The organism is Actinomadura fulvescens (assembly GCF_039533225.1).
Classification (GTDB): Bacteria; Actinomycetota; Actinomycetes; order Streptosporangiales; family Streptosporangiaceae; genus Spirillospora; species Spirillospora fulvescens.
In genome coordinates this window covers 1-23,028 of record NZ_BAAATD010000011.1, presented here as the reverse complement: position 1 = coordinate 23,028, position 23,028 = coordinate 1, and the positions used below count along the sequence as shown (strand labels likewise).

20 protein-coding genes are annotated in these 23,028 nt (G+C 72.0%); 13 read left to right on the top strand and 7 right to left on the bottom strand.

The genetic code is table 11. From position 1 onward, the window contains the following. Positions 1-2: 2 nt before the first annotated feature. On the bottom strand, positions 3-2,078 hold the full coding sequence (locus tag ABD333_RS33860; RefSeq protein ID WP_344546629.1) for a YhgE/Pip family protein: 2,076 nt from the start codon (positions 2,076-2,078) through the stop codon (positions 3-5). Beyond that, positions 2,075-2,716 carry an ATP-binding cassette domain-containing protein gene (locus ABD333_RS33855; RefSeq protein WP_344546628.1) on the bottom strand — a complete coding sequence of 214 codons (642 nt, stop codon included), beginning with the start codon at positions 2,714-2,716 and terminating at the stop codon, positions 2,075-2,077. The genes ABD333_RS33860 and ABD333_RS33855 overlap by 4 nt, the downstream gene beginning before the upstream one ends. A gap of 90 nt (positions 2,717-2,806) precedes the next feature. Here ABD333_RS33855 and ABD333_RS33850 point away from each other — a divergent pair, with 90 nt between their 5' ends. Then, on the top strand, positions 2,807-3,214 hold the full coding sequence (locus ABD333_RS33850; protein ID WP_344546627.1) for a DoxX family protein: 408 nt from the start codon (positions 2,807-2,809) through the stop codon (positions 3,212-3,214). On the opposite strand, the gene ABD333_RS33845 is transcribed toward ABD333_RS33850, so the two are convergent. Together ABD333_RS33845 and ABD333_RS33840 are read right to left on the bottom strand one after the other, a co-directional pair. Then, positions 3,201-4,358 (bottom strand): lipid-transfer protein, encoded by a 1,158-nt coding sequence (locus ABD333_RS33845; protein ID WP_344546891.1) that lies wholly within the window; start codon positions 4,356-4,358, stop codon positions 3,201-3,203. The two genes, ABD333_RS33850 and ABD333_RS33845, sit on opposite strands and share 14 nt — an antisense overlap. 25 nt (positions 4,359-4,383) lie before the next feature. After that, positions 4,384-4,824, bottom strand: coding sequence for a Zn-ribbon domain-containing OB-fold protein (locus tag ABD333_RS33840; protein WP_344546890.1), 441 nt, complete (start codon positions 4,822-4,824; stop codon positions 4,384-4,386). Between the two features lie 163 nt (positions 4,825-4,987). Here ABD333_RS33840 and ABD333_RS33835 point away from each other — a divergent pair, with 163 nt between their 5' ends. The 4 genes from ABD333_RS33835 (at position 4,988) to ABD333_RS33820 (ending at position 7,417) form a co-directional block, all read left to right on the top strand. Beyond that, positions 4,988-5,755 carry an SDR family oxidoreductase gene (locus ABD333_RS33835; RefSeq protein ID WP_344546626.1) on the top strand — a complete coding sequence of 256 codons (768 nt, stop codon included), beginning with the start codon at positions 4,988-4,990 and terminating at the stop codon, positions 5,753-5,755. Positions 5,756-5,768: 13 nt separating this feature from the next. After that, positions 5,769-6,725 carry an LLM class F420-dependent oxidoreductase gene (locus ABD333_RS33830; RefSeq protein ID WP_344546625.1) on the top strand — a complete coding sequence of 319 codons (957 nt, stop codon included), beginning with the start codon at positions 5,769-5,771 and terminating at the stop codon, positions 6,723-6,725. 91 nt (positions 6,726-6,816) lie between these two features. Further along, positions 6,817-7,107, top strand: coding sequence for a Fe-S cluster assembly protein HesB (locus ABD333_RS33825; protein ID WP_344546624.1), 291 nt, complete (start codon positions 6,817-6,819; stop codon positions 7,105-7,107). Positions 7,108-7,219: 112 nt separating this feature from the next. Continuing rightward, a complete protein-coding gene (locus tag ABD333_RS33820; RefSeq protein WP_344546623.1) occupies positions 7,220-7,417 on the top strand; it encodes a hypothetical protein in 198 nt (65 codons plus the stop codon). A 1-nt stretch (position 7,418) separates the two neighbouring features. Here the strand turns inward: ABD333_RS33820 and ABD333_RS33815 are convergent, their stop codons facing one another. Both ABD333_RS33815 and ABD333_RS33810 read right to left on the bottom strand, forming a co-directional pair. Then, positions 7,419-8,525, bottom strand: a complete 1,107-nt coding sequence (locus ABD333_RS33815; protein WP_344546622.1) for an Rv3169 family protein — start codon at positions 8,523-8,525, stop codon at positions 7,419-7,421. Next, positions 8,522-9,586 (bottom strand): phosphotransferase family protein, encoded by a 1,065-nt coding sequence (locus ABD333_RS33810; protein WP_344546621.1) that lies wholly within the window; start codon positions 9,584-9,586, stop codon positions 8,522-8,524. Before ABD333_RS33810 ends, ABD333_RS33815 begins: the two co-directional genes overlap by 4 nt. Before the next feature lie 117 nt (positions 9,587-9,703). On the opposite strand from ABD333_RS33810, the gene ABD333_RS33805 reads away from it, so the two are divergent. The 6 genes from ABD333_RS33805 to ABD333_RS33780 all read left to right on the top strand — a co-directional run bounded on the left by ABD333_RS33805 (position 9,704) and on the right by ABD333_RS33780 (position 16,126). Further along, a complete protein-coding gene (locus ABD333_RS33805) occupies positions 9,704-10,363 on the top strand; it encodes an MBL fold metallo-hydrolase (RefSeq protein WP_344546620.1) in 660 nt (219 codons plus the stop codon). Further along, entirely contained in the window at positions 10,360-11,001 is a 642-nt protein-coding gene (locus tag ABD333_RS33800; protein WP_344546619.1) for an HAD family hydrolase, read from the top strand. The genes ABD333_RS33805 and ABD333_RS33800 overlap by 4 nt, the downstream gene beginning before the upstream one ends. A 140-nt stretch (positions 11,002-11,141) precedes the next feature. After that, the gene (locus ABD333_RS33795; RefSeq protein WP_344546618.1) at positions 11,142-11,348 is read left to right on the top strand and encodes a PspC domain-containing protein; all 207 of its coding nucleotides are present in this window, start codon (positions 11,142-11,144) and stop codon (positions 11,346-11,348) included. Positions 11,349-11,434: 86 nt separating this feature from the next. Next, entirely contained in the window at positions 11,435-14,968 is a 3,534-nt protein-coding gene (locus tag ABD333_RS33790; protein WP_344546617.1) for a hypothetical protein, read from the top strand. Positions 14,969-15,102: 134 nt separating this feature from the next. Next, entirely contained in the window at positions 15,103-15,483 is a 381-nt protein-coding gene (locus tag ABD333_RS33785; RefSeq protein WP_344546616.1) for a hypothetical protein, read from the top strand. Positions 15,484-15,532: 49 nt separating this feature from the next. Next, on the top strand, positions 15,533-16,126 hold the full coding sequence (locus tag ABD333_RS33780; protein ID WP_344546615.1) for a hypothetical protein: 594 nt from the start codon (positions 15,533-15,535) through the stop codon (positions 16,124-16,126). Positions 16,127-16,130: 4 nt separating this feature from the next. On the opposite strand, the gene lysX is transcribed toward ABD333_RS33780, so the two are convergent. Further along, positions 16,131-19,433, bottom strand: a complete 3,303-nt coding sequence (gene lysX, locus ABD333_RS33775; protein ID WP_410555794.1) for a bifunctional lysylphosphatidylglycerol synthetase/lysine--tRNA ligase LysX — start codon at positions 19,431-19,433, stop codon at positions 16,131-16,133. Between the two features lie 186 nt (positions 19,434-19,619). On the opposite strand from lysX, the gene ABD333_RS33770 reads away from it, so the two are divergent. Both ABD333_RS33770 and ABD333_RS33765 read left to right on the top strand, forming a co-directional pair. Then, complete coding sequence (locus ABD333_RS33770) at positions 19,620-21,356, top strand: serine/threonine-protein kinase (protein ID WP_344546613.1); 1,737 nt, start codon at positions 19,620-19,622, stop codon at positions 21,354-21,356. A 133-nt stretch (positions 21,357-21,489) separates the two neighbouring features. Further along, positions 21,490-22,896 (top strand): serine/threonine-protein kinase, encoded by a 1,407-nt coding sequence (locus tag ABD333_RS33765; RefSeq protein ID WP_344546612.1) that lies wholly within the window; start codon positions 21,490-21,492, stop codon positions 22,894-22,896. The last annotated feature ends 132 nt before the right edge of the window (positions 22,897-23,028 follow it).

Here is a 23,028-nt window from a genome sequence, read left to right as displayed (position 1 = left end):
CCTCACAGTCTCAGTACGGGGTGGAGCCGCTCGATCGTCCACACGCGGTTGTGCCGGGCGGCCAGCGCCGTGAGCGCGAGCCCGCCCGCCAGGAACGCCACCAGCACCGCACCACCCTGCCACACCGCCGTCAGGTCGCCGCCGCCGATCAGGTGACGGACCGCGGAGACCACCCACGGCATGGGCAGGAAGGGCTGGACCGCCTGGAAGAAGCCGGGGCTCGTCTCGATCGGGTACGTACCCGCGGCGGACGTCAGCTGCACCATCAGCAGGGCGAGCGCGAGGACGCGCCCGACCGGCCCGAAGCGCGCGTTCACCCACTGGATCACGGCCAGGAACGCGGCCGACGCCAGCGCCAGGAACGCGATCAGCCCGGCCCAGTGCTCGGCCTCCAGGCCCAGGCCGAAGCGCAGGACCGCGAGCACGACCCCGGCCTGCGCGACCCCGATCGCGGCGGCGGGCAGCCAGCCGGCCAGGGCGACACGCCAGCCTGGCGCGGTACCGGCGAGGGCCCGCGGGTTGAGCGGCCGCAGCATCATGTAGATGACCATCCCGCCGACCCACAGCGCGAGCGGCACGAAGAACGGGGCGAAGCCGGTGCCGTAGTTGGGCGCCTTGTTGTCGGTGGCGCTGGCCAACCGGACCGGGCTGCTCATTATTTCGGCGCGGTCGCCGCGTTCGTCCTCGCCGTACGACGGCACCCGCTTCGCGCCGTCCTTGAGCCCCCGCGCGAGCTCGCCGCTGCCTTCGGAGATCTGCAGCAGCGCGGTGTCGAGGGTGACGGCGCCCTCCGACAGCCGCCCGAGTCCGCTGGTCAGCTCGGACGTCCCGGTGAACGCCTTGCCGGTGCCCGCGTCGATGCGGGCGGCACCGGAGGCGACCTGGCGTGCGCCGCCGTTCAGGCGGTCCACGTTCCTCCGCGCCGCCTCGATCCTGTCGGCGAGGGTGGGCGCGTTCGCGGCGACCTCGCGTGCCAGCCGCTCGGCCTCGCGGGCGTCGGCCGCGAGCTTCCTGAGGTCGGCGGTGTGCGCCTGGACGTACCTGTCGACCTGGCGCGCCACCGACACGACCTGCTCGGCGGCCCGGGTCAGCCTGTGCCGGACGTCCGCCGGGATCTCCGGGTGGGCGGCGAGATGGCGGTCGAGCTCGGCCCGTGCCTTCTCCGCGTCGCGCACGGCTTCGCTGGAACGGGCGGGAAGCGTTCCGGCGGCGTCCGCCAGTCGGTCCGCTCCCTTCGCCACCAGCAAGGCGGCCGAACGGATCTGCGGGGCGTTCTCGCGCAGCAGCGGCACCACCGCCTCCGCGGCCCTGTCGACCGCCGCCGTCAACTGGCTCATGCCGTCGGACACCTGCCTGCTGCCGTCCGCCAGCTGCCCGGTGCCGTCGTGCAGCGTGCCGAGTCCAGAGGTCAGCTGCTCGCCGGCCGAGTGGGCCTTGCCGAGCCCGCCCGCCAGCTTGCCGGCGCCGTCGTGGGCCTTGCCGGAGCCGTCCGCGAGCTGTCCCGCGCCGTTCGCGGCCTTGCCGAGCTCACCGTGCAGCTTGCCGAACGAGACGAAGATCTGGTCGAGGTAACCGCGCACCGCGTCGCTTCCGGCCGCCGTGCTGACCTCCTTGAACGCCGCCTGCGCGAGCGTCCCGACCACGTAGTTGTTGGCGTCGTTCAGCCGCAGCCGCAGAGCCGCCGCCTGGGGAGCTCCGGATCGGCTCGGGGACGCGATCCGCGAGCTGAAGTCGGACGGGATGGTGAGCGCAAGGTAGTACTTGCCGGACCGCACGCCGTCGTCCGCCGCGTCCTGTCCGACCGTGTGCCAGTCGAAGACCTTGCGCTTCCTGAGCTCGTCGGCCAGGTCCGCTCCCGCGTGGACCGTCTTGCCGTTCGCCGTCACCGGCTTGTCGTCGACGACGAGCGCGACCGGAACGTGCGAGAGACGGGCGTACGGGTCCCAGAACGACCACAGGTAAAGGCCCGCGTAGAGCAGGGGCAGCAGCACCAGCCCGGCCACCGCGACCCGGGTCAGCCGGTTGCGCCCGAAGCGCCGCAGCTCCAGGGCGCCCGACGTCAGCGCGGGAAGTCTCATCGGGAGGGCTCCACTTCGATGATCTGGGCGACGTCCTGGGCCGGGGCGGGGTCGTGGCACGTCGCGACGACGGTCACGCCGGAATCGGCGATCGTGCGCAGCCGCCGCCACAGCCCGCGTTGCCGCTCGGCGGGCAGGCCCTCGTCCACGTCGTCGAGGAGCAGCAGGCCGGGCCCGCCGGCCAGGGCGAGCGCCGCGCCGAGCAGCTGGGCTTCGTCAGGGGCGAGCTCCTGGGCGAGCGTGCCGGGGTCGACGTCGAGCCCGGCCCGGCCGAGCGCCGCCCTGATGCGCGCGTCGCGTCCCCGCCACCTGCCGAAGATCCCTTCATGCAGGTCGAGGGCCTCGCTGACGTGCTCCCGTACCGTCAGCGAGGCGTCGAGCTCGGTGACCCCGGCGATCACGCCCAGGGCGGCGACCCGCTGGACGTCGCGCCCGAGCCGCCGGCCGCCGACCGTGCCGCTGCCCTCGGTGGCCCTCATCCGGCCGCCCAGGGTCAGCAGCAGGGCCGTGCGCCCGGTGCCCGCGATCCCGCTCACCGCCGCCAGCCCCCCGGCCGGAACGGTCAGCGACATCTCACGGAAGACCCATCCCCGTGGCCCGCGGAGCGAGAGTCCCCGCGTTTCGACCCGCGCCGCCATCGCCGCCGCCTCCTTTGAACTGACCGGTCAGTACAAAAGCAAATATACCGCCGGCCCACGGTGATCGTCAGGTTCTGCCAGACTCGGCGCATGTCTGATTCGTCACGCGCGGCCCGCCGGCTCGCCGCGTTCATGGCCAGTGCCGGGACGAGCCACTTCCTGGTGCCGTGGCCCTATGACGCGATCGTTCCCGAGCGGCTGCCGGGCAGGGCGCGGACGTGGACCCACCTCAGCGGCGCGGCCGAGCTGGCCGTCGCGGCGGCCATCGCCTGCCCGAGGACGCGCCGTAAGGGCGCGCTCGCGGCGGCGGCGCTCTTCGCCGCGGTCTTCCCGGCGAACGTGAAGATGGCGCGCGACTGGCGCCACCGCCCGCTCCCGCTGCGCGCCGTCGTCTACGGCCGCCTGCCGGTGCAGGCTCCGTTGATCGGGTGGGCCCTGCTGGTCGCCTACGGTGCCGGCAAGGACACCGGCAAGGACAACGGCGTCAGCGAACGGTGATGATCGCCGAGCCGTGGCCGAACAGGCCCTGGTTGACGGCGATGCCGGCCCGGGCGTCCTCGACCTGACGGCCTTCGGCCTGCCCGCGCAGCTGCCAGGTCAGCTCGCAGACCTGGGCGATGGCCTGCGCGGGGATCGCCTCCCCGAACGAGGCGAGGCCGCCCGAGGGATTGACCGGGACCCGTCCGCCCAGCGCCGTGGCGCCGGAACGGAGCAGCTCCTCGGCCCCGCCGACGTCGCACAGGCCGATGTCCTCGTACCAGTCCAGCTCAAGGGCCGTGGACAGGTCGTACACCTCGGCCAAGGAGAGGTCCCCGGGTCCGATGCCCGCCTCCTCGTACGCGGCGTGCGCGAGCGCGGAGCGGAACGGCCGGTCCGGCTCGGGAACCGTCATCGCGGAGTCGGTGGCGAAGTCAGGCAGGTCGAGCAGGGTCTTGGGGAACGTCGGCGTCACCGTGGACAACGCCGCGAGGCGCACCGGGTCGCCGCCCGCGTGCCGGCGTGCGAAGTCCATCGACGAGAGCACCAGGGCGGCGCCGCCGTCGCTGGTCGCGCAGATGTCCAGCAGCCGCAGCGGGTCGGCGACCACGGCCGACCCGGCCACGTCCTCCGCCGTGACCTCCTTGCGGTAGCGGGCGTTGGGGTTGGCCAGCCCGTGCCGCGCGTTCTTCACCTTGACCGCGGCGAAGTCGTCCAGCGTCGCGCCGTGCAGGGCCATCCGGCGGCGGGCGTAGAGGGCGAAGTAGATCGGGTTGGTGGCGCCGAGGAGCCGGAAGCGCAGCCAGTCGGGATCATCGGGCCGGTCGCCGCCGACCGGCTTGAAGAACCCCTTGGGCGCGGCGTCGGCGCCCACGACGAGGGCGACGTCGCACAGTCCCGCCAGGATCCTGGCGCGTGCGTTGTCGATGGCCTGCGCGCCTGACGCGCAGGCGGCGTAGCAGCTGGAGACGCGGGCGCCGGACCAGCCGAGGGCCTGGGCGAAGGTCGCGCCCGCGATGAACCCCGGGTAGCCGTTGCGGATGGTGTCGGCTCCGGCGACGTACTGGATGTCAGGCCACGCCAGGCCAGCGTCGGCGAGCGCGGCGCGAGCGGCCGCCAGCCCGTACTCGACGAAGTTGCGCCCCCACTTGCCCCAGGGATGCATCCCGGCGCCCAGGACGGCGATCTGGTCAGCCACAGGGCCTCCACATCCACACCGTGTATTCGGCCTCGTCGTCCTCGAACAGCGTGCCGGTGGTCAGCTCGACCTCCATGCCGACCTCCAGGTCGTCCACGCCGACGCCCGGGACCGTCTGCCCGAGCACGACGATGCGTTCCTCGGCGAGCTCCACGGCGGCGATGGTGTACGGCACGAAGGGGGCGGGTGAGACGTACGGGGGCGGCGGCTGGTAGCGGGCGTCCGCGTACGACCAGATCGTGCCGCGGTTGGACAGCGCGTACTCCGTCAGCTCGGAGCCGTCCTTGGGGCCGGTGCAGCCGGGGTTGCGGCAGGCCAGCTCGTTTCGGGGGAAGTAGGGGGTACCGCAGCTCGCGCAGCGCGTGCCCAGCAGCCGGACGTCCCCCGCGTCGGTCGTGAACCAGCCGTCGACGGCGGGGCGCCGTTCCTTCATGGTGCTCACCGGGGCAGCTTACCAACCAAGCGACCGCTCAAATCAAGGAGGCCCGTTTCGGCCCCCTGAGCTAACTGACTCGTCAGTCACTTCGGTACAGTGAAACCGAGCCGGATTCTGGTGGGGCTGCGAGGCGGCCTTCGGTGCGACACGAGGAGTGCGAATGCGGACTGGACTGCAGGGAAAGACGGCCCTGGTCACGGGTGCCTCCCGCGGCATCGGCAAGGCGATCGCGACCGCCCTGGCAGGTGAGGGCGCGAACGTCGTGCTGTCCTCGCGCAGGCAGGAGTCGCTCGACGAGGTGGCCAAGGAGATCCGGGCCGCCCATCCGCAGGTCGGCGTGCTGGCCAAGGCCGCCCACGTGGGCGACGCCGACCAGGCGGCCGCCTGCTTCGACGCCGCGATCGCCGAGTTCGGCGGCGTGGACGTGCTGATCAACAACGCCGGGACCAGCCCGCACTTCGGCCACATGGTCGACATCGAGCCCGCCGCCGCCGAGAAGACCGTCCAGGTCAACCAGTTCGCGGTCGTCCAGTGGACCCAGCTGGCCTGGAAGAAGTCCATGCAGGAGCGCGGCGGCTCGATCATCAACATCGCGTCGGTCGGCGGCATGGTGACCGAGCACGGCATCGGCTACTACAACGCCACCAAGGCCGCGGTCATCCACCTGTCCCGGCAGTTCGCCATGGAGCTCGCGCCGAAGGTGCGCGTCAACTGCATCGCGCCCGGCCTGGTCAAGACCGCCCTCGCCCGCGCGCTGTGGGAGAACAACGAGGAGGCGATCAGCAAGTACATGCCGCTCGGCCGCATCGGCGAGCCCGAGGACATCGCCAACGCCGCGGTGTTCCTGGCCGGCGACACCGCCTCCTGGATGACCGGGCAGACCATGGTCGTCGACGGCGGCGCGCTCATCCGCCCCTCCATCGCCTGAGGTGATCTGACACATGTCGCGCTGGGGACTCACCGTTCCGCTCACCGGCCTCTCGCTGGCCGAGCACCAGGAGATCGTCGCCTCGCTGCCCGCCCTGGGCTACACCGACGCGTGGTCCGCCGAGACCAATGGCACCGACGCGTTCACCCCGCTCGCCCTCGCCTCGCAGTGGGCGGCGGAAACGCGCCTCGGCACCGCCATCGTGCCGGTCTACACGCGCGGTCCGGCGTTGCTGGCGCAGCAGGCCGCCACGCTCGCCGACCTCGCGCCCGGCCGTTTCGTGCTGGGCATCGGCACCTCGTCCGACACCATCGTCCAGCGCTGGAACGGCATCCCGTTCGAGGAGCCCTACAAGCGCACCCGTGACACGCTGCGCTTCCTGCGCCGCGTGCTCAGCGGGGAGAAGGTGAAGGAGGAGTACGACACCTTCGCCGTCAAGGGCTTCAAGCTGGAGAAGGCACCGGACACCCCGCCGCCGATCGTGCTGGCCGCGCTGCGTCCCGGCATGTTGCGGCTGGCCGCCCGTGAGGCCGACGGCGCGATCACCAACTGGCTGGCGCCCAAGGACGTCCGGACCGTCCGCGCCGAGCTCGGCGAGGAGCCGGAGCTGATCGCGCGCCTGTTCGTGTGCCCGACCGGGAACGCCGACGAGGCCCGCGCGATCGGCCGCTGGATGATCGCCGCGTACATGACGGTGCCGGTCTACAAGGCGTTCCACGAGTGGCTGGGCCGCGGCGAGGCGCTCAAGGCGATGAACGACGCCTGGGCGGCGGGCGACCGCAAGAAGGCGCTCGAAGTCATCCCGGACGAGGTCGTCGACGACCTGATCGTGCACGGCCCGCCCGAGGCCTGCCGCGCCCGCGTCCGGGAGTACGTGGCGAACGGGCTCACCACGCCGGTGCTCGCGGTCGTGCCCGGCGGCGGCCTGTCGCCGGTCGAGGCGGTGCGCGCGCTCGCCCCGGACGCCTGATCACTTCCATCTCGGCGGTTTACGGCTGGGATTCGCGGGGAGGGTGGGCCAGGTCAACCGCCCGACCTGCGAATTTCCAGAGGAGCTGATCGTGCTCACGCTGACCAGCGGTGCCGTTCAGGTGATACGTACCGTGACCGCCAACCCCGAGATGCCGCCGGAGACCGGCATCCGCATCGAGCCCGGGATCGACGGGTCCGACGCGCTGCAGCTCTCGGTCGCTCCGGCGCCCGAGGCGGGCGACCAGGTCGTCGAGGAGGAGGGCGCCCGGGTCTACCTGGAGTCGGGCGTCGCCGAACTCCTCGACGACAAGACCCTCGACGCGGCCGTCGATCCGCAGGGTGACGTGGCCTTCACGATCGCCGAAGGGACGTCCGCCTGACCCGCCCCACAGGCTTCGCGGAGGGCGCCGGTCCAGTGGGGCCGGCGCCCCGCCACGTTCAGTCACCGGGAAGGGCGGCTACGCCCCGGCGTCGTCTGCGAGACTGGGCCGCGTGACTTCGCCGCATGCCGACGACCCGGCGGACGGCGGGCCGACGCGTGAGGAGCTCGACCAGCAGGTGCGCGACCGTTACGGGACCTGGCGAGACCAGCCCAAGGGCCTGGCTTGCGCGGTCGTCGTCGCATTCCTCGTGCTGACCACCGTGGCCTTCGGGCTGGCCGTCCTCGCCATCGTGCTCGCCGCCCGCTGATTCACTCGGGGAAGCTGGGGTGCGGCCCGAGCGCCCAGTACTCGAAGAGGCCGTGGCCGGTCCCGGAAGCCGTCGGAGCCGCGCCGTCGGCGTACTCATAGCGCGCGACGGCGTCGACCAGGCCCCACATGCGCGCGGCGTCCTCCTCCTTGCGGGTGTCGTAGGAGACACCCTGCACCTTCAGCTCCGGCCCCTGGTACATGCCGTGCTTCCAGTCGGACTCCAGCCCGTATCCGGTGCCGACCATCAGGTGCACGGGCAGGATCGGAGTCGCCCGGATCTCGAACGGCTTGCCGCCCGGCGGGTTGAACGCCAGCGTCGCGGTGACCACGTCCCGCGTGCCCTCCGCGTAGACGGGGGCGTACTCCATGCGGCCGAGGTACTCGGGGTCGCGCGCCTCGTCCGGCCAGACGCGGACGGCCTCCTCCATGAGCCGGCGCCCCTTCTCGTCCTCCTGGATCATGCCGAGGATCGTGTGGTCGGCGAACTGGATCGGCGTGTAGAGCCAGTAGAACGTGCCCGCGTTCTTGACCTGGATGCCCGGGGGCTCCGGCTCGCCGACGGGACGGACGCCCCACGACCGGTCCCGCGACCCCCACCAGCGGTCGGGGGTGACATCGACGCGCTCGCCGTCCACGACGATGGTGCCGCTCCAGCGGCCGGTCTGGGCGAGCCGCTGGGTGTTGAAGGTGAGCCGTTCCTGCCAGCGCAGGTAGTGGCGCGGTTCGAGCTGCGCCGGGATCGTGCCCTCCCAGGTGAGGTCGAACGCGAGGCCGTGCTCGTTGTCGTCCAGGACGACGCGCAGCCTCTTGAGGCCCTCGATCACCTCGACGTGGAACGGGCCGACACTGGTGTCCATCCGGTCGAGCCCGAGCTCGCGCGACGCCCGGACGACCTTGTGCGCCGGACCGCGCCGCACGACCGCGAACGCGTCGGCGACGCCGAGGTTCGGGTACTGCCCGACGCCGATGATCAGCATCAGCTCGTCGGAGCAGCCGTGCACGTTGAAGTAGTAGCGGTCGTAGAAGTTGCGGTCGGAGGTCGTGACGTGCCGCATGACCTCCGGTGCCTGGTGGATCGGGTAGTCGTCGAGCGGGGAGAGCGTCACTGGAGTCCTCCGAGGATGCGCGCCAGGAGCCGCGTGCAGTTGTTGTCGTAGGGGAAGTCGTGGTCGCGCTCGATCCACCCGAAGTCGATCATCGCCTGCCCGATGCGGGCCATGATGACCGAGAACTTGAAGCCCGAGAGCACCTCGTAGTAGTCCAGGTGCCGCATTGGACGGCCGAGCAGCGTCTCGTAGCGGGTCACCGTGTCCTCGTAGGAGGGGAAGCCCACCAGCCGCGGCACGCCGATCCCCTCCGAATGGTGCCGGTCCAGGAACATGTACCAGGCCAGGTCCTCTTCGGGGGCGCCCAGCATCGCGGTCTCCCAGTCCAGGACCGCGCGGGGCTCGCCCTTGCGGAAGATGATGTTGCCGATCCGGGCGTCGCCCCACAGCACGGCGGGCGGGTCGGGTTCGTCGACCCGGTTGGCGCGCAGCCACTCCAGCGCCCGGAGCGCCGTCTCCTGCGGCCCGTCGTAGGCCCAGTGCAGGTAGTGCTCGTAGTAGTTGAGGCGCTGGTCGAGGCCCGTGGCGCCCCAGGCGGGCTGGTCCAGGAACCCCAGATCCAGCGCGTCCACGTCCAGCCGGTGCAGCGTCGCCATGATCTCCAGCGGTGACCACCACATCGCCGCGCGCTCCTCGGGCGCGACCTCGGTGACCCAGCCGTCCTGGTGGTACGGCGGCATGTCGGTCGGCACGTCGCCCTCGACGCGGCCCATCACGAAGAACGGGGCGCCGAGCGGCTCCGCCGACGGTTCGTACCACCGGATGGGCGGTACCGGGATGTCCGTCCGCTCGTCGAGCACCCGCATCAGGCGGTACTGCTCCGCGAACCGCGGCTCGGGGAAGATCTGGTAGTGCAGGGGCGCCACGCGCACGACGAACGGTTCGTGCCGCTGCGCGCCGTCCTCGGTCCAGGACGCGTCGAACAGCAGGGTCTCGCTGGAGAACCCGCTGGTCTTCGGCGTCTCGATCATGGGAATGCGGACCCCGGGCAGATGCCGGTCCAGCCACTGCGTCAGGACCCGCCGGGTCAGTTCGGGGTCGCGCTGGTCGGGAACGGGCATCGCCGCCTCCAAGACAGAAACTGAAACGTGTTCTATCAACCGGGCGCGGGGCGGTCAATGCCGTCGCTCCGATACGGGCGGTGGAAGGCCCACTCGGCGGCATGAAAAAATCGGTCAATGCGCCTCACCAAGTTCGGACACTCGTGCGTACGGCTGGAGAAGGACGACCGGACCCTCGTCATCGACCCGGGTGCGTTCAGCGAGTCCACCTCCCTCACCGGCGCCGACGCGGTACTGATCACCCACGAGCACTTCGACCACTTCAACCCCGACGCGCTCCGCAAGGCGATGGCCGACGACCCGATGCTGGAGGTGTGGACCTCGCGCGTCGTGGCCGAGAACCTGGCCGACCTCGGAAGCCGCGTGCACCAGGTCGGGCACGGCGACGCCGTGACGGCCGCCGGCTTCGAGATCCACGTGTACGGCGAGGACCACGAGATCCTCCACCCGGACATCCCGCCGATCCCCAACGTGGGCTTCCTGGTGGACGGCGAGGTCTTCCATCCCGGAGACGCGCTCACCGTCCCGTCCGAGCCCGTTCCGACGCTCTGCCTGCCCGGCAACGCGCCCTGGATGAAGGTCCCGGAGCTGTACGAGTACGCGCGCGCCGTCCACCCCGAACGTGCCTTCGTCATCCACGACGGGCTGCTCAACGACAACGGCCTGATGGTGATGCAGACCCACGTCGGCAACGCGGCCAAGGAGGCCGGCAAGGACTTCCGCCGCCTCACGCCGGGCGACTCCGTCGAGCTGGGCGCCGGGCCGGTCGCCGAGTGAAGATCGAGGCCGTCTTCTTCGACATCGGTGAGACCCTCGTCAACGAGGGTGAGATCTACGGCCGCTGGGCCGACTGGCTCGGCGTGCCCCGGCACACGTTCCTGACCAAGCTCGGCGCCGTCCTCGCCACCGGCGGCACGCACATGGACCTCTTCGAGTACTTCCGGCCGGGCTTCGACCTGGCCGTCGAGGAGAAGAAGCGGGCCGAGGCGGGCGTTCCCAACGGCTTCGGGGCCGCCGACCTCTACCCCGACGCGCGTGACTGCCTGGCCCGCCTGCACGCCCGGGGCGTCTACGTGGGCATCGCGGGCAACCAGCCCGCCGAGGCGGCCGAGCAGCTCGCGGCCCTCCGCCTCGACGCCGACGTCATCGGGATCTCCGAGATCTGGGGCGTCGAGAAGCCCGCCCAGGAGTTCTTCGAACGCTGCGCGCAGTTGGCCGACCTGCTACCAGAACGTGTTCTATATGTGGGAGACCGCATCGACAACGACGTGCGCCCGGCCCTCGCGTTCGGGATGCAGGTGGCCTTTCTCCGGCGCGGCCCGTGGGGACACATCCAGGAGGACGACGAGGCCCTCGCGCGGTGCCGTTTCGTACTGGACGACCTGACCGCGCTTCCCGCCCTGGTGGCCCCCTAAGGGGAATCCCCTAATCCCGGAGTATGGGGGTAGAACAAGCCGTTCGGCCGATCCAGGCCCGCCTTTCCGATTCGTAGTGTGGAACACGTAGCCGCAGCTCAGCGGGTACATACGGATCAATCTGAAGCGGGGAGAACGACATGAACGGCCTTTACCGTCCGCGCCACGGCCGGATGATCGGCGGGGTCTGCGCGGGCCTGGCACGGCGGTTCGGGATGAGCGCCTGGGCCGTCCGCGCGCTCGCGTTGCTGTCCTGCGTCCTGCCGGGCCCGCAGTTCGTGGTCTACCTCGTCCTCTGGGTCATGTTGCCCAGTGAGGACAAGTACCGCGCCCGTACGTCCTACTGATCAAAGGACCACGAAGCCTCTTGGAGTAGGGCATTGCGGGGTGTTAGATCGGGGCACAGAGTTCGCTTCGGGCGAGAGGTGTCACCGTGCCGGACCAGGGCCCGCTCCGCGAGCCTCCCGGGCCGCCCTCCCGGCCGGGGGGCGGGCGGCGTCACCGCGACCTGCCGTGGCCGCCACCCGGGTCGTCCGGGATGCCCGGGACGCCCGGAACGCCCGGGGCTCCGCGACAGCGCCCGCAGCCGCCCCCGGCCGTCTCCAGGCCGTTCTACAGGGGGGCCGGAGCGGGACGGCCGCGCCCGGGTGAGGGCGGCCGGTCGTACGACGCGCCCGAGACGTACGTGGAGCCGGTCGAGCCCGTCGAGGACGAAGCGTCCGGCACACCGCCACGCGACACCGTGCGGGCGCCGCGCGACCGCGTCCGGGAGCCGCGTGAGGCGCAGGTAGATCTCCACGGCGGGGCGGAGCCGACCCGCGAGGACGACGGGAGCATGCACGAGGCGGTCGGCCTGCTGCGGTACCTGCGTGAGCTGTCCCGGGCACGGCGCGGGGTGGCGCGCGATGTCGACGCGTACGGGCAGGTCCACTGGCTTTCGGAGCTGCCGGGGGACGTCTACGTCGAGGCCGAGGCGGGACCGGGCGAGGTGCTGTTCAGCATCCCGGTGATCCCGCTGTCGCCGCCCGCCGTGATCGAGGAGTTCGACGGCTGGCTGGGCCTGCGGCACTGGTACCGGACGTTGCGCGACCTGGCCGCGCAGGGGCAGGAGGTCGTGCTCGCCACCGGCCTGCTGACGTGGCAGCCGGGCGAAGGACCGGGTGTCCGCGACCACCTGCTGACCACGCCCGTGCGCATCGTGGTGGACGAGCGGACCGAACGGGTGGACGTCGTCCTCGCCGGGCACACGGCGCTGCGCGATCGCGAGCTGCTCGGGGGAGTGCCCGGCTTCCGGCCCGCGCGCACCGACTGGGTGTGGGACGCGGTGCAGGCCGGGCAGGGCTTCGGGCTGCGCGCCTCGGTCTCCGACGTGCTCCGCAAGTGGTGCACGGTCGCCTTCAGCGCCAGCGACGTCGCGGCCGTCTTCCGTGAGGACTGGGTGCCGGGACAGGGCGCGGCGCCCATCCCGCAGCTGCGCCTGGCACCCGCGATCGTCGTGCGGCCACCCGACCGCGGCGGGCTGGCCGACCACTACGAGGCGCTGCTGGCCTGGCTGTCGCGGCCGGGCGCGCGCGTGCCCGCCGGGATCGCCCGCCTGCTCGCGCCCGGGCCGAACGCCCGCATCCTGCACGTCGCCGAACGCACGCCGCGTTCGGCGGCCGACCTGCTCACCGGGCTGCTGACGCGCGGGCGTCGCGTGCTCGTCGCGAGTCCCGAGGCCGACCGGCTGCACGCGGCGCTGCCCGCCGAGATCGGGATGCTGTGCGCGACGACCGACGACGCCGAGGTCGTCGAGCGGCTGAGGTCACGGAGGATCGCGCACGACGCGCACCGCCACCGGGCCTGGGAGGACAGCCTCGCCGAACGCGGCGCCGCCGCCGACCGTACCGTGACCGAGCTGCGCGAACGGCTGGCGCTGACCGAGGCGACCGACGTGGTCGACCTCGCGCCGGGCTACCGGGGTGCCCGCGCCGAGCTGGAACGGCGGCTGGCGGCCGAGGCCCCCGAACACTCCTGGCTGCCGCCGCTGGCGGGGATGCCGGAAAAGCCCCCGATCAACGCGGCCCAGGCCGCCGAACTCCAGCGGCTGCTGGGCGAGGAGACGCCCCGGCGGCGCGCCCGCACCATCCAGCGGGACGTCGATCCCGGCTCGCTGCCGAGCGCCGCGTACGTCCGGACCCTGATCGAGGCGGAGGCCGCGGCCGCCGCGCGGGCGGAGCGTTCGCAGACCGAGCTGTCGCAGCGGTTGCGCCAGTGCGACGTCACCTTCCTCGCCCGGCTCGACGGATGCGCCGCCACCGTGACCCGCGCCCTCGAACGGCTGGGGCTCACGGGCCATCCGCGCGACTGGGACCCGGCCGACCCGGCAGCCCGCGCGTTCGCCGACGCGCTGAGCAACCGCCGCCCGACGGTCTGGGCGCGCGTCGCCGAGATGGCGCCCCAGGCCGAGTGGGCGCGGCACGCGCTCGCGTCGATCGCCGGCCGCGACGTCCGCCTGCCGCCCGGCGAGCCGGATCTGCGGCGGCTCGCGGCCGCCGCGCAGGAACTGCGCAACCACCTCGCCGACGGCGGCATGCTCAAACGCGGCCCGCTGCGGTCCGCCGCGCAGCGGCAGGCGGAGCCGCTCCTGCAGGGCGCCAGGGTCGACGGCCTGCCGCCGACCACGCCGGAACTGCTGGACGTCGTCTTCGTCCACCTGATGATCCGCATGTCGTGCCAGGAGCTGCGTTACGTGTGGGAGGCGGTCGGCGCGACGTTCCCCGAGGCGTCGACGGAGGAACGGGTCGAGTTCTTCGCCCGCGCCCACGACCGCCTCACCGTCGTCAGGGAGGTGCTGCCCGCGATCGAGGAGTCGTGCGGGCTGCTCGCCGGCATGGGCGTCCAGGTCACCCACCCGTTCCAGTGGCACGGCTATCTGGTCGCGCTGGAGAACGCGCTGCTCGGCCTTCGGGTCAACCGCGCCACCGCCGACCTGACGGCGCTCCGCGACTCGATCGGCAACCTTCCCGACGGCGCGCCGCCCGAGCTGGTCGCCGCGGTGACCGCCATCGACGACCGCGACGCCGCCGCGTACGCGAACGCGCTGGCGGCGCTGGCCGAGGTACGGCACGAACGCGCGCTCCAGGTCCGCTGCGAGGGGCTGTACGAGCGGCTTCGCGCGGCCCACCCCGAACTCGCGGGCCTGCTCGCAGGGGCGCCGGCCGTACGGCGCTGGGAGCAGGCGTGGGCATGGGCGTACGCCTCGTCGCGTCTCGCCGAGCTGCCGTGTTCGGCCGCCGAGACCCGCCTGCGTGCCGCGCTCGCGGAGGCCGAGGCGCAGCTGGAGGGACTCACGGACGCGCTCGCCGGGGCGCAGGCGTGGGAGGCCTGCCTGGAGCGGTTCGACCCGGCCGCGCCCGCCGTCCCCGCCTGGATCGCTCCGCTCTGGCAGATCCCCGGCCTCGTCTCGGTCGAGCCCGACTCGTTCGACGTCGTCATCATCGACGGCGAGCACGACGCGGGCGCCGAGGCGCTCTTCCTCCTCTGGCCCGCGCCGCGCGTGATCCTGGTCGGTCAGAGCGGTGACCCGCTGCCCGCGCCGGACGACGAGGTGCCCGCCGATCTCCTTCCGGAGGACCTGCGCGACCTGGTCACGCCGACGGCGCCGCTGTTCGAGATCCTTCTGACGCGCTTCGTCCCGCCGGTGCCCGGGGCGCTGCAGGCCGCCCCCGCCCCGCCGTCCGAGGCGGACCCGGAGCCGCCCGCCGGGCCGGTCACCGTGGCGCGAGGCCGGTCGATCGTCGCGTACAAGCGGCCGGAGCTGGTCCAGATCGTGCGCCAGATCGCCGAGGAGGAGCCGGGCCTGACCGACGAGGCCCTGCTCGAACGGGCCCGCGAGCTGCTCGGCTGCCCCGAGGACGAGGACCTCCTCGTGGGAGCGCGGCTGAGGTACGCGGTCGAGGCCTACCGCGAGTCAGCGCCGGGCTAGGGCGCGTCTCAAAGCCAGCTGCCCTACTACGGGCGCCGACTTCGAGACACGCCCTAGGCGAATCGGTCAGGCCGGATCAGGGCGGATCAAAATGGGGATGCCGGATGTCGGAGGCATGAGGCATGATCCGTCCCGTGGAGACGATCGAGATGGTCGACGTGTGGCGGCGTGTCATCGTGGGCGACGAGAAGTCGTGGGTGATGTTCGAGAACGGCACGTGCGTGATCCTCATGGAGCCGGAGGACGACCTGGCCGCGCAGGCCACCGAGATCCTGCGGGAGTACGGGCCGGTCGAGGCCGGGAGCCCGGCCGCCGACTTCGGCACCATCGACCTGGAGGTCGACCCCGGCTGGGTCGTGTACGGCCACCACAACGACGTGCTCAACTACGTCTCGCCCGAGGAGGTCGAGGCGCCGGAGGACGTGGTGATCGGGCTGCTCGGCAGGTCCAAGCGCGACCAGGACGGGCACGCTCTCACCGTCGTCCACGTCGAGGACAAGCGCCCGGACCGGTGAATTTCCGCACACCTCATCACCCGTCACCCGGGTTCTGTACAAAGGACTCGTGACCGACTGGGACGAGGGAGCACGGGAGGCGCTGCGCGGCGCGGCGAGCCTGGGGCGTGGCGCGGCCGGGGTCGAGCTGTTGCGCGTCCGGCCGCTGGAGCCGGTCTTGCAGTACGCGGGCGACGTTCTCGTGGCCGCACTCGGCCAGACCGTCCCGGAGGCGCGGCCGCTCGCCGAGAAGTGCCTGCAGGCGCTGGACGCGCGCGGCGAGGCGGGTGACCGTGAGCTCGCGGAGCAGCTGGTCCAGGCACTGGGAGACGGCGCCGGCGAAGGCGAACGGCTCGCGCCGGTGCCGATCGATCTCGGTGAGCTCGCGGGTGCGCTGTACGGACGGCTCGGTGACGGCCCGTTCGTCCTCGATCTGGCGCTCGGCGACGTCGTGCCGGCGGACGAGGCGTTCGGCGAGCTGCTCTGCGAGGAGCCCGGCGACGACCGTGAGCGCTGGCTGACGCTGTCGCCCGAGCCCGCCGCTCCCGGCGTTCCCACCGACGCGTCGCCGGACGCGCTTTTCGTTCGCGAGGAACGGGAGCGCGGCAGGGCCAGGCTGTGGCTGGCCGCCTACGGCCTCCGTCCGTCGCCGCGGCGTCTCTGACGCGTCAGGAACCCGGACGGACCAGCGGGAACGGGATCGTCTCGCGGATGCTGCGCCCCGTGAGCGTGATCAGAAGCCGGTCGATGCCCATGCCCATGCCGCCCGCGGGCGGCATGGCGTATTCGAGCGCCCGCAGGAAGTCCTCGTCGAGCTCCATCGCCTCCGGATCGCCGCCGGCCGCCTGGAGGGACTGCTCGGTGAGCCGCCTGCGCTGCAGGATGGGGTCGATGAGCTCGGAGTAGGCGGTGCCCAGTTCGAGCCCGAAGACGATGAGGTCCCACTTCTCCGCGAGGCGGGGGTCGTCGCGGTGCGGCCGGGTGAGGGGCGAGGTCTCGGCCGGGTAGTCGCGGACGAACGTCGGCGCCTTGAGCTCCTCCTCGACCAGGGCCTCGAAGAGCTCCTGGACGACCTTGCCCTGCCCCCAGTCGGAGTCGAAGGTGAACCCGGCCTTCTCGGCCATGCGATGGACGGCCGGCAGGGGCGTGTCGGTCGTGATCTCCTCGCCGAGGGCGGCGGACACCGAGCCGTAGACGGTGATCTCCTGCCACGGCTCGGCCAGGTCGTACTCCACGCCGTCGCGCACCACCACGGTCGTGCCGAGCGCCGCCTTGGCCGCCGCCACGACGAGGCTCCGGGTGAGCTCGGCCATGGTGTCGTAGTCGCCGTACGGCTCGTACGCCTCCAGCATCGTGAACTCCGGGTTGTGCTTGTGCGAGACGCCCTCGTTCCGGAAGTTGCGGTTGAGCTCGAAGACCTTGCCGACGCCGCCGACCAGCAGCCGCTTGAGGTAGAGCTCCGGCGCGATCCGCAGGTAGAGCTGCATGTTGTAGGCGTTGATCCGCGTGGTGAACGGGCGGGCCGTCGCGCCGCCGTGGATCGGCTGCAACATCGGGGTCTCGACCTCGAGGTAGCCGCGGTCGCGCAGGCAGTCGCGGACGGCCGCGACGGCGTCGCCGCGCATCCGCAGCATCCTGCGCGAGTCGTCGTTGACGATGAAGTCGACGTACCGCTGCCGGACCTTGGCCTCGGGGTCGGACAGTCCGCTGCGCTTGTTGGGCAGGGGGCGCAGGCACTTGGCGGTCAGCTGCCAGTCGGCGGCCAGGAGCGACAGCTCGCCGTGCCTGGAGGTGACGACCTCGCCGCGCACGCCGACCTGGTCGCCGAGGTCGATCAGTGACTTCCACGATCGGAGGGACTCGGCGCCGAGAGCTTCCTGCGTCAGCATGACCTGCAGGTCGGCGGTCTCGTCGCGCAGCGTCACGAAGATCAGCTTGCCGTGCTGGCGGGCCAGCACCACCCGCCCGGCGATCGCCGCCGTCGTGCCGGTCCGGGTATCGGGCGCCAGGCCGGCGAACCGCCGGCGGATCTCGGCGGCGTGGTCGGTGCGCCGGAAACCCAGCGGATAGGGCTCCATGCCCGCCTCGCGGATCCGTGCCAGCTTGGCGTGCCGGACCCGCTCCTGCTCCGACAGCCGGCGCTGTGGCGCGCGGGCGGCGTCGGCGGTCTCCTCGATCTCCTTGATCTTGGAGACGAGCGAGGCCGGCGGCGCGGCGTTGGCCACCCGCTCCAGCTTGGGCCGGTTGAGCGAGGGCACGAAGCCCTCGGCGCGCGCGTACGCCAGACCGAGCCGCACCAGGTCGCGGCTCTGCATGTAGCAGATGAAACGCGGATACCAGTGGGGGTTGTACTTGGAGTTGGAGATGTAGAGCGACTCCAGCTGCCAGAACTTCGAGGCGAACGACAGCATCCGGTAGTAGACGCGGGCGACCGGCCCGGCGCCGATCTGCGAGCCGCGTTCGAAGGCCGACCGGAGCATCGCGAAGTTGAGCGACAGCTGCTGGGCCCCGACGGTCGCCGCCCGCTCGGCCAGCTTGGCGACCATGAACTCGTTGAGGCCGTTCTCCGCCGACCGGTCGCGGCGCATGAGGTCCAGCGACAGTCCCGACCGGCCCCACGGCACGAAGCTGAGCAGGCCGCGCAGCTCGCCGTCGGCGTCGAACGCCTCCAGCATCACGCAGCGGCCGTCGGTCGGGTCGCCCAGCCGTCCCAGCGCCATGGAGAACCCGCGTTCGGTGTTCTCCCCGCGCCAGGCGTCGGCGCTGCGGATCAGCTTGGCCATCTCCCAGTCGGGGATCTGCGAGTGCCGCCGGATCCGTACCGTGTAACCGGCCCGTTCGACCCGCCGCACCGCCTGGCGGACCTGGCGCATCTCGCGGCCGTCCAGGCTGAAGTCGGTCAGATCGATGATCGCCTCGTCGCCCAGCTCCAGCGCGTCGAAGCCGTGCCGCCGGTAGATGTGGGCGCCGCGCTCGCTGACGCTCACCGCGCCGGGGATCCACGCGTGGTTGCGGCACTCGCCCAGCCACGCCTCGATCGCCTTGTCCCAGGACTCGGGATCGCCCAGCGGGTCACCGCTTGCGAGCGAGACCGAACCCTCTACCCGGTAGGCGATGCCCGCCTTGCCGTTGGGTGCGGTGATGAAGTCCTTGTCACGCCGCAACGCGAAATAGCCCAGCGAGTCCTGGTCGCCGTACTCGGCCAGCAGCGCCCGCGCCGGGATCTCCTCCTCCGGGCTGAGCACCGCGTCGCGGCTCCCCGGCTTGAACAGCGCCCAGAGCGTGATCAGCAGCAGGCCCGTGCCCAGCACCCACAGGCTCCCGTCGACCCACATCGGGACGGAGACGGAGATCGGCGCGCCGGTCGCCCGGGGACCGAGCACGGTCTGCGCCAGCACGTAGAGCGGATGCGTCCAGAAGCCGCCCTTCGGGTTGGTGTCGGTGAGGGTGACGAGCATCGTGCCCACGCCACCGGTCACGATCAGCAGCAGCGAGAAGACGATCGCCGCCATGCGCCGGTTGGCCCGGTCGGGCACGGTGGTGAACTGCCCGCGCGCGGCGACCAGCAGCGACACGACGGACGCGTACAGGACCGCGGTGATGACCAGGGCCACCAGCTTGGGCTGGTCGGGATCCCCGTCGCCGGCGCCCAGCACCTTCGTCAGCACGCCGAGGGCGCTCACGACCGCGAAGAAGCCGTACATCAGCATGAGGATCCGCCAGGCGGCCTTCTTGCGCCGCCGTACGCCCATCGAGAGCAGGATCCACATCAGCGCGACCGGCACGCTCGGCATGATGAACAGGAAGTTGAGCCACCGCAGCGCCCAGAACTCCAGCAGGTCGACGATCAGGCCGTAGGAGATCCACGACACCAGCGACAGGATGCCCGACAGCCGCGTGTACCAGAAGAAACCGGTCGGCACCGCCTCGATGAGGCGCTGCCAACCGTTGCGCAGGCCGGTCTCCGCCATCATCCCCCCGTCGCGATGCTGCCTAGGTCTCTTATTTGTACCGGGTGTCACGGGCATCACGCTTCTGTCGATCATCAGTGTCCGCGAACCTCTGGGGCGCGACGGGCGTCGTAGTGAGAGAGTGGGGGGACTCGGCTCACGGGCCGGGTACAAGAGTTGTCAGCAAAAGTCGGTATGGTCGCGGATATGCCGAATGACACCACCGGGGAGCGGTTGCTCGCTCGCCGTTACCGCCTGGTGACCCAGGTCGGTCGCGGTGGCATGGGCACGGTCTGGCAGGCTCACGATGAGGTCCTCGGTCGTGACGTTGCGGTGAAGGAGGTCATCCTGCCGCATGGTCTCACCGATGAGGAACGCGGCGTCCAATACAAGCGCACTTTTCGTGAAGCCCGCACGGCCGCACGGCTGGGACATCCCGGCGTCGTCACCGTCTACGACGTGGTCGAGGAGGACGGCCGGCCGTGGATCATCATGGAGCTCATCCACGCCCGTTCCCTGGACCAGGTCATCAAGCAGGAGGGGCCGCTGGCGCCCCGGCGCGCGGCCGAAATCGGCCGCCAGATGCTCGCGGCCCTGCACGCCGCGCACGACGCCGGCGTGCTGCACCGCGACGTCAAGCCGAGCAACGTCCTCGTCACCCGGGGTGACCGCGCCGTCCTGACCGACTTCGGCATCGCCACCGCTTCGGGCGACGCCACGCTGACGCAGACCGGCCTGGTCATGGGTTCCCCCGCCTACATCGCCCCCGAACGCGCCCGCGGCCGCGTCGCCGGCCCGGCCTCCGACCTGTGGTCCCTGGGCGTCACCCTCTACGCGATGGTCGAGGGCAAGTCCCCCTTCGAACGCGCCGAGCCCATGGCCGCCCTCGTCGCGATCATCTCCGACGACCCGGACCCCTCCGCCAACGCCGGACCGCTGGCCCCCGTGATCGAGGGCCTGCTCAAGAAGAACCCCGACCAGCGCATGGACGCCATCGAGGCCGGCGCCCTGCTCGACGAGATCGTCCGCCGCGAGACCGTCGACACCCAGCGCACCCTCGCCGTGGAGGTCTCCCTCGAAGACCTCATGGCCGAGGGGACGGCCGGGGAAACGGCCGCCGAGAGGGCGGAGCGGACCGCCGTCGAGCGGCCGCTCCCCGAAGCCAGGACCCGCCTCACCCCCGCTCCGGCCCCCGCCGCCAAGGCCGAGCCACCCGGCCTCCCTCCGGTGACCGAGCCGGTCTCCAACAGGCCCTCCCAGGGCCCCTCCCGCGATCTCGCGCTGCCCCTGAGCCGCAACGCCCTGATCGTCGCCGCCGTCGTCGTGGTCGTCCTGATCACCATCATCGGCTTCGCCCTCGCCCAGCCCGGCAGCGATGACAAGCCCCGGACCACCCCGTCGACCAGCAAGGGCACGCCCAAGCAGACCGCTCCGTCCACGACGCCCACCAACTCCGCGACTCCCAAGCCCAACGCCGGAGTCCCGGAAGGCTTCCGCCCCTACAAGGACCGGACCGGCTACCAGATCGCCATCCCGGACGACTGGAGCAGGACCCCCGAACGCAAGTCCGGAGGCGACTTCTTCTACTCGCCCGACCGGCGCAGCTACATCCAGATCGGGCAGACCAAAGACCCGAACCCCAGCGCCCTGGTCGACTGGCAGAACCAGGAGAGGGGCGGCAGCGGGTTCAGCGGGTACGAGCGCCTGCGGATGGAGAAGACGGGAGACCACCCGCCGGTGCCCGACACCGACAAGGGCGCCAAGTCCGCCGACTGGGAGTTCACCCACCGGACCTCCCGCGGCAAGATGCACGTCCTCAACCGGGGCTTCGTGGCGAACGGCTACGGCTACGCCATCCTGATCTGCGCTCCGGACAAGGACTGGGACAAGACCATCGCCGACCTGCAGCCGGTCTACGAGCACTTCAAGCCGGCCGGCGACTGACCCCGGCCGGTCCGCGCGGCATGCTCAGGGCCGCTGACCTCGGGGGACGTATGCCGATCTGTTAGATCGAGTCGGTAAGGTCGCCATTCATGGTGGTGGGCGACCTGGAAGACCGGCGGAGGACCGTTTAGCCATGGGAGAGGGTCATCTGCTCGGCAACCGCTACCGCCTGGAGGCGGTGGTGGGCCGCGGCGGGATGGGCACGGTGTGGCGTGCGTACGACGTCATGCTGGACCGCGAGGTCGCGGTCAAGGAGGTCGTTCTCCCGCCGGGATTGAGCACGTCCGAGCGCGATGTCCTGTACCAGCGCACGTTCCGGGAGGCACGGGCGTCGGCGCGGCTCACCCATCCGGGCGTCGTCACCGTGCACGACGTGGTCGAGGAGGGCGAGCGGCCCTGGATCGTGATGGAGCTGGTCCGGGCACGGTCGCTGCAGGACGTCATCGAGGAGGGGCCGCTGACGCCGCGGCGGGCGGCCGAGATCGGGCTGCAGATGCTGGCGGCGCTGCGGCACGCGCACGAGAAGGGCATCCTGCACCGCGACGTCAAGCCGAGCAACGTGCTGATCACCGATGCCGGGCGTGTCGTGCTGACCGACTTCGGCATCGCGCAGGTGGAGGGCGACGCGACGCTCACCCAGACCGGGCTGGTGATGGGCTCGCCCGCCTACATCCCGCCCGAACGGGCGCAGGGCGAGCGGGCGGTGCCCGCGTCGGACCTGTGGGCGCTCGGGGCGACGCTGTACGCGGCGGTCGAGGGGCGTTCGCCGTACGAACGGTCCGACGCGATGTCCTCCCTGGCCGCGGCGCTGAGCGAGCCGGTGCCGCCGCCGCGCAACGCCGGTCCGCTGTCGCGCGTCCTGCAGGGACTGCTCGCGCGCGAGCCGCGGTACCGGATGACCGGCCCGCAGGCGTTGCCGCTGCTGACCGAGGTCGCCACGATGCCGGTGGCGCCGCCGGCGGCCGACGAGACCGTGCTGGACGAACCGTCGCACCGGTTCGCGGCGCCGGTGGAGCTCGCCGCGGAGACGGTGCTGGACTCGACCGAGATCGAGGCCGTCACCCGCGAGGACGGAGGCCCCGGCGGGCACCCGGGCGGGCACCCAGGCGGACACCCAGGCGGACACCCGGGCGGACACCCGGGCGGACACCCGGGCGGACACGGCAACGACGGGCAGTGGCACAGGCCCGAGCCTCAGCAGCGCGATTCCGGGCAGCAGCGGCCCGCCCCCTACCGGGCACCTGAGCCGGAAGCGCGGACGCTGGCGGAGACGGAGTGGGCGCCGCCCCCGCCCCCGCAGGGCGCGGCGGCGCCCTGGGAGGCACAGCCCGCGCGGTGGTCGCAGCCGATCGAGCCCCCGCAGGGCCGTCGGCGCGAGCGTACGAAGACCGTCGTGATCGTCACGATCGCGGTGATCCTGGTGGTGGTCGCCGTCCTCGCCGGGGCGTTCATCCTGCGCCAGAAGCGCAACGGCACGGCGCTGGGCGTCCAGGGCCACGACTCGGCCATCGTGCACGAGGCGGGGCGCCAGGCGCCCTAGGGCGCGTCTCGAAGTCAGCTGCCCTACTACGCGACGCCCAGGCACGCACCTCGCGGAGTTGTCGTCAGTCGACGGCCAAACCCGGGCCGACTCCCTCCTCCGCCCCCGCGATGCACGCACCTGGACGCCGCT

Coding starts and splice junctions, on each gene's coding strand:
- ABD333_RS33835 (WP_344546626.1), top strand. CDS start 4,988: ATGCGGACTGGACTGCAGGGAAAGACGGCCCTGGTCACGGGTGCCTCC.
- ABD333_RS33855 (WP_344546628.1), bottom strand. CDS start 2,716: ATGGCGGCGCGGGTCGAAACGCGGGGACTCTCGCTCCGCGGGCCACGG.
- ABD333_RS33850 (WP_344546627.1), top strand. CDS start 2,807: ATGTCTGATTCGTCACGCGCGGCCCGCCGGCTCGCCGCGTTCATGGCC.
- ABD333_RS33840 (WP_344546890.1), bottom strand. CDS start 4,824: ATGAAGGAACGGCGCCCCGCCGTCGACGGCTGGTTCACGACCGACGCG.
- ABD333_RS33845 (WP_344546891.1), bottom strand. CDS start 4,358: ATGCATCCCTGGGGCAAGTGGGGGCGCAACTTCGTCGAGTACGGGCTG.
- ABD333_RS33810 (WP_344546621.1), bottom strand. CDS start 9,586: ATGCCCGTTCCCGACCAGCGCGACCCCGAACTGACCCGGCGGGTCCTG.
- ABD333_RS33860 (WP_344546629.1), bottom strand. CDS start 2,078: ATGAGACTTCCCGCGCTGACGTCGGGCGCCCTGGAGCTGCGGCGCTTC.
- ABD333_RS33765 (WP_344546612.1), top strand. CDS start 21,490: ATGGGAGAGGGTCATCTGCTCGGCAACCGCTACCGCCTGGAGGCGGTG.
- ABD333_RS33805 (WP_344546620.1), top strand. CDS start 9,704: ATGCGCCTCACCAAGTTCGGACACTCGTGCGTACGGCTGGAGAAGGAC.
- ABD333_RS33795 (WP_344546618.1), top strand. CDS start 11,142: ATGAACGGCCTTTACCGTCCGCGCCACGGCCGGATGATCGGCGGGGTC.
- ABD333_RS33830 (WP_344546625.1), top strand. CDS start 5,769: ATGTCGCGCTGGGGACTCACCGTTCCGCTCACCGGCCTCTCGCTGGCC.
- ABD333_RS33770 (WP_344546613.1), top strand. CDS start 19,620: ATGCCGAATGACACCACCGGGGAGCGGTTGCTCGCTCGCCGTTACCGC.
- lysX (WP_410555794.1), bottom strand. CDS start 19,433: ATGGCGGAGACCGGCCTGCGCAACGGTTGGCAGCGCCTCATCGAGGCG.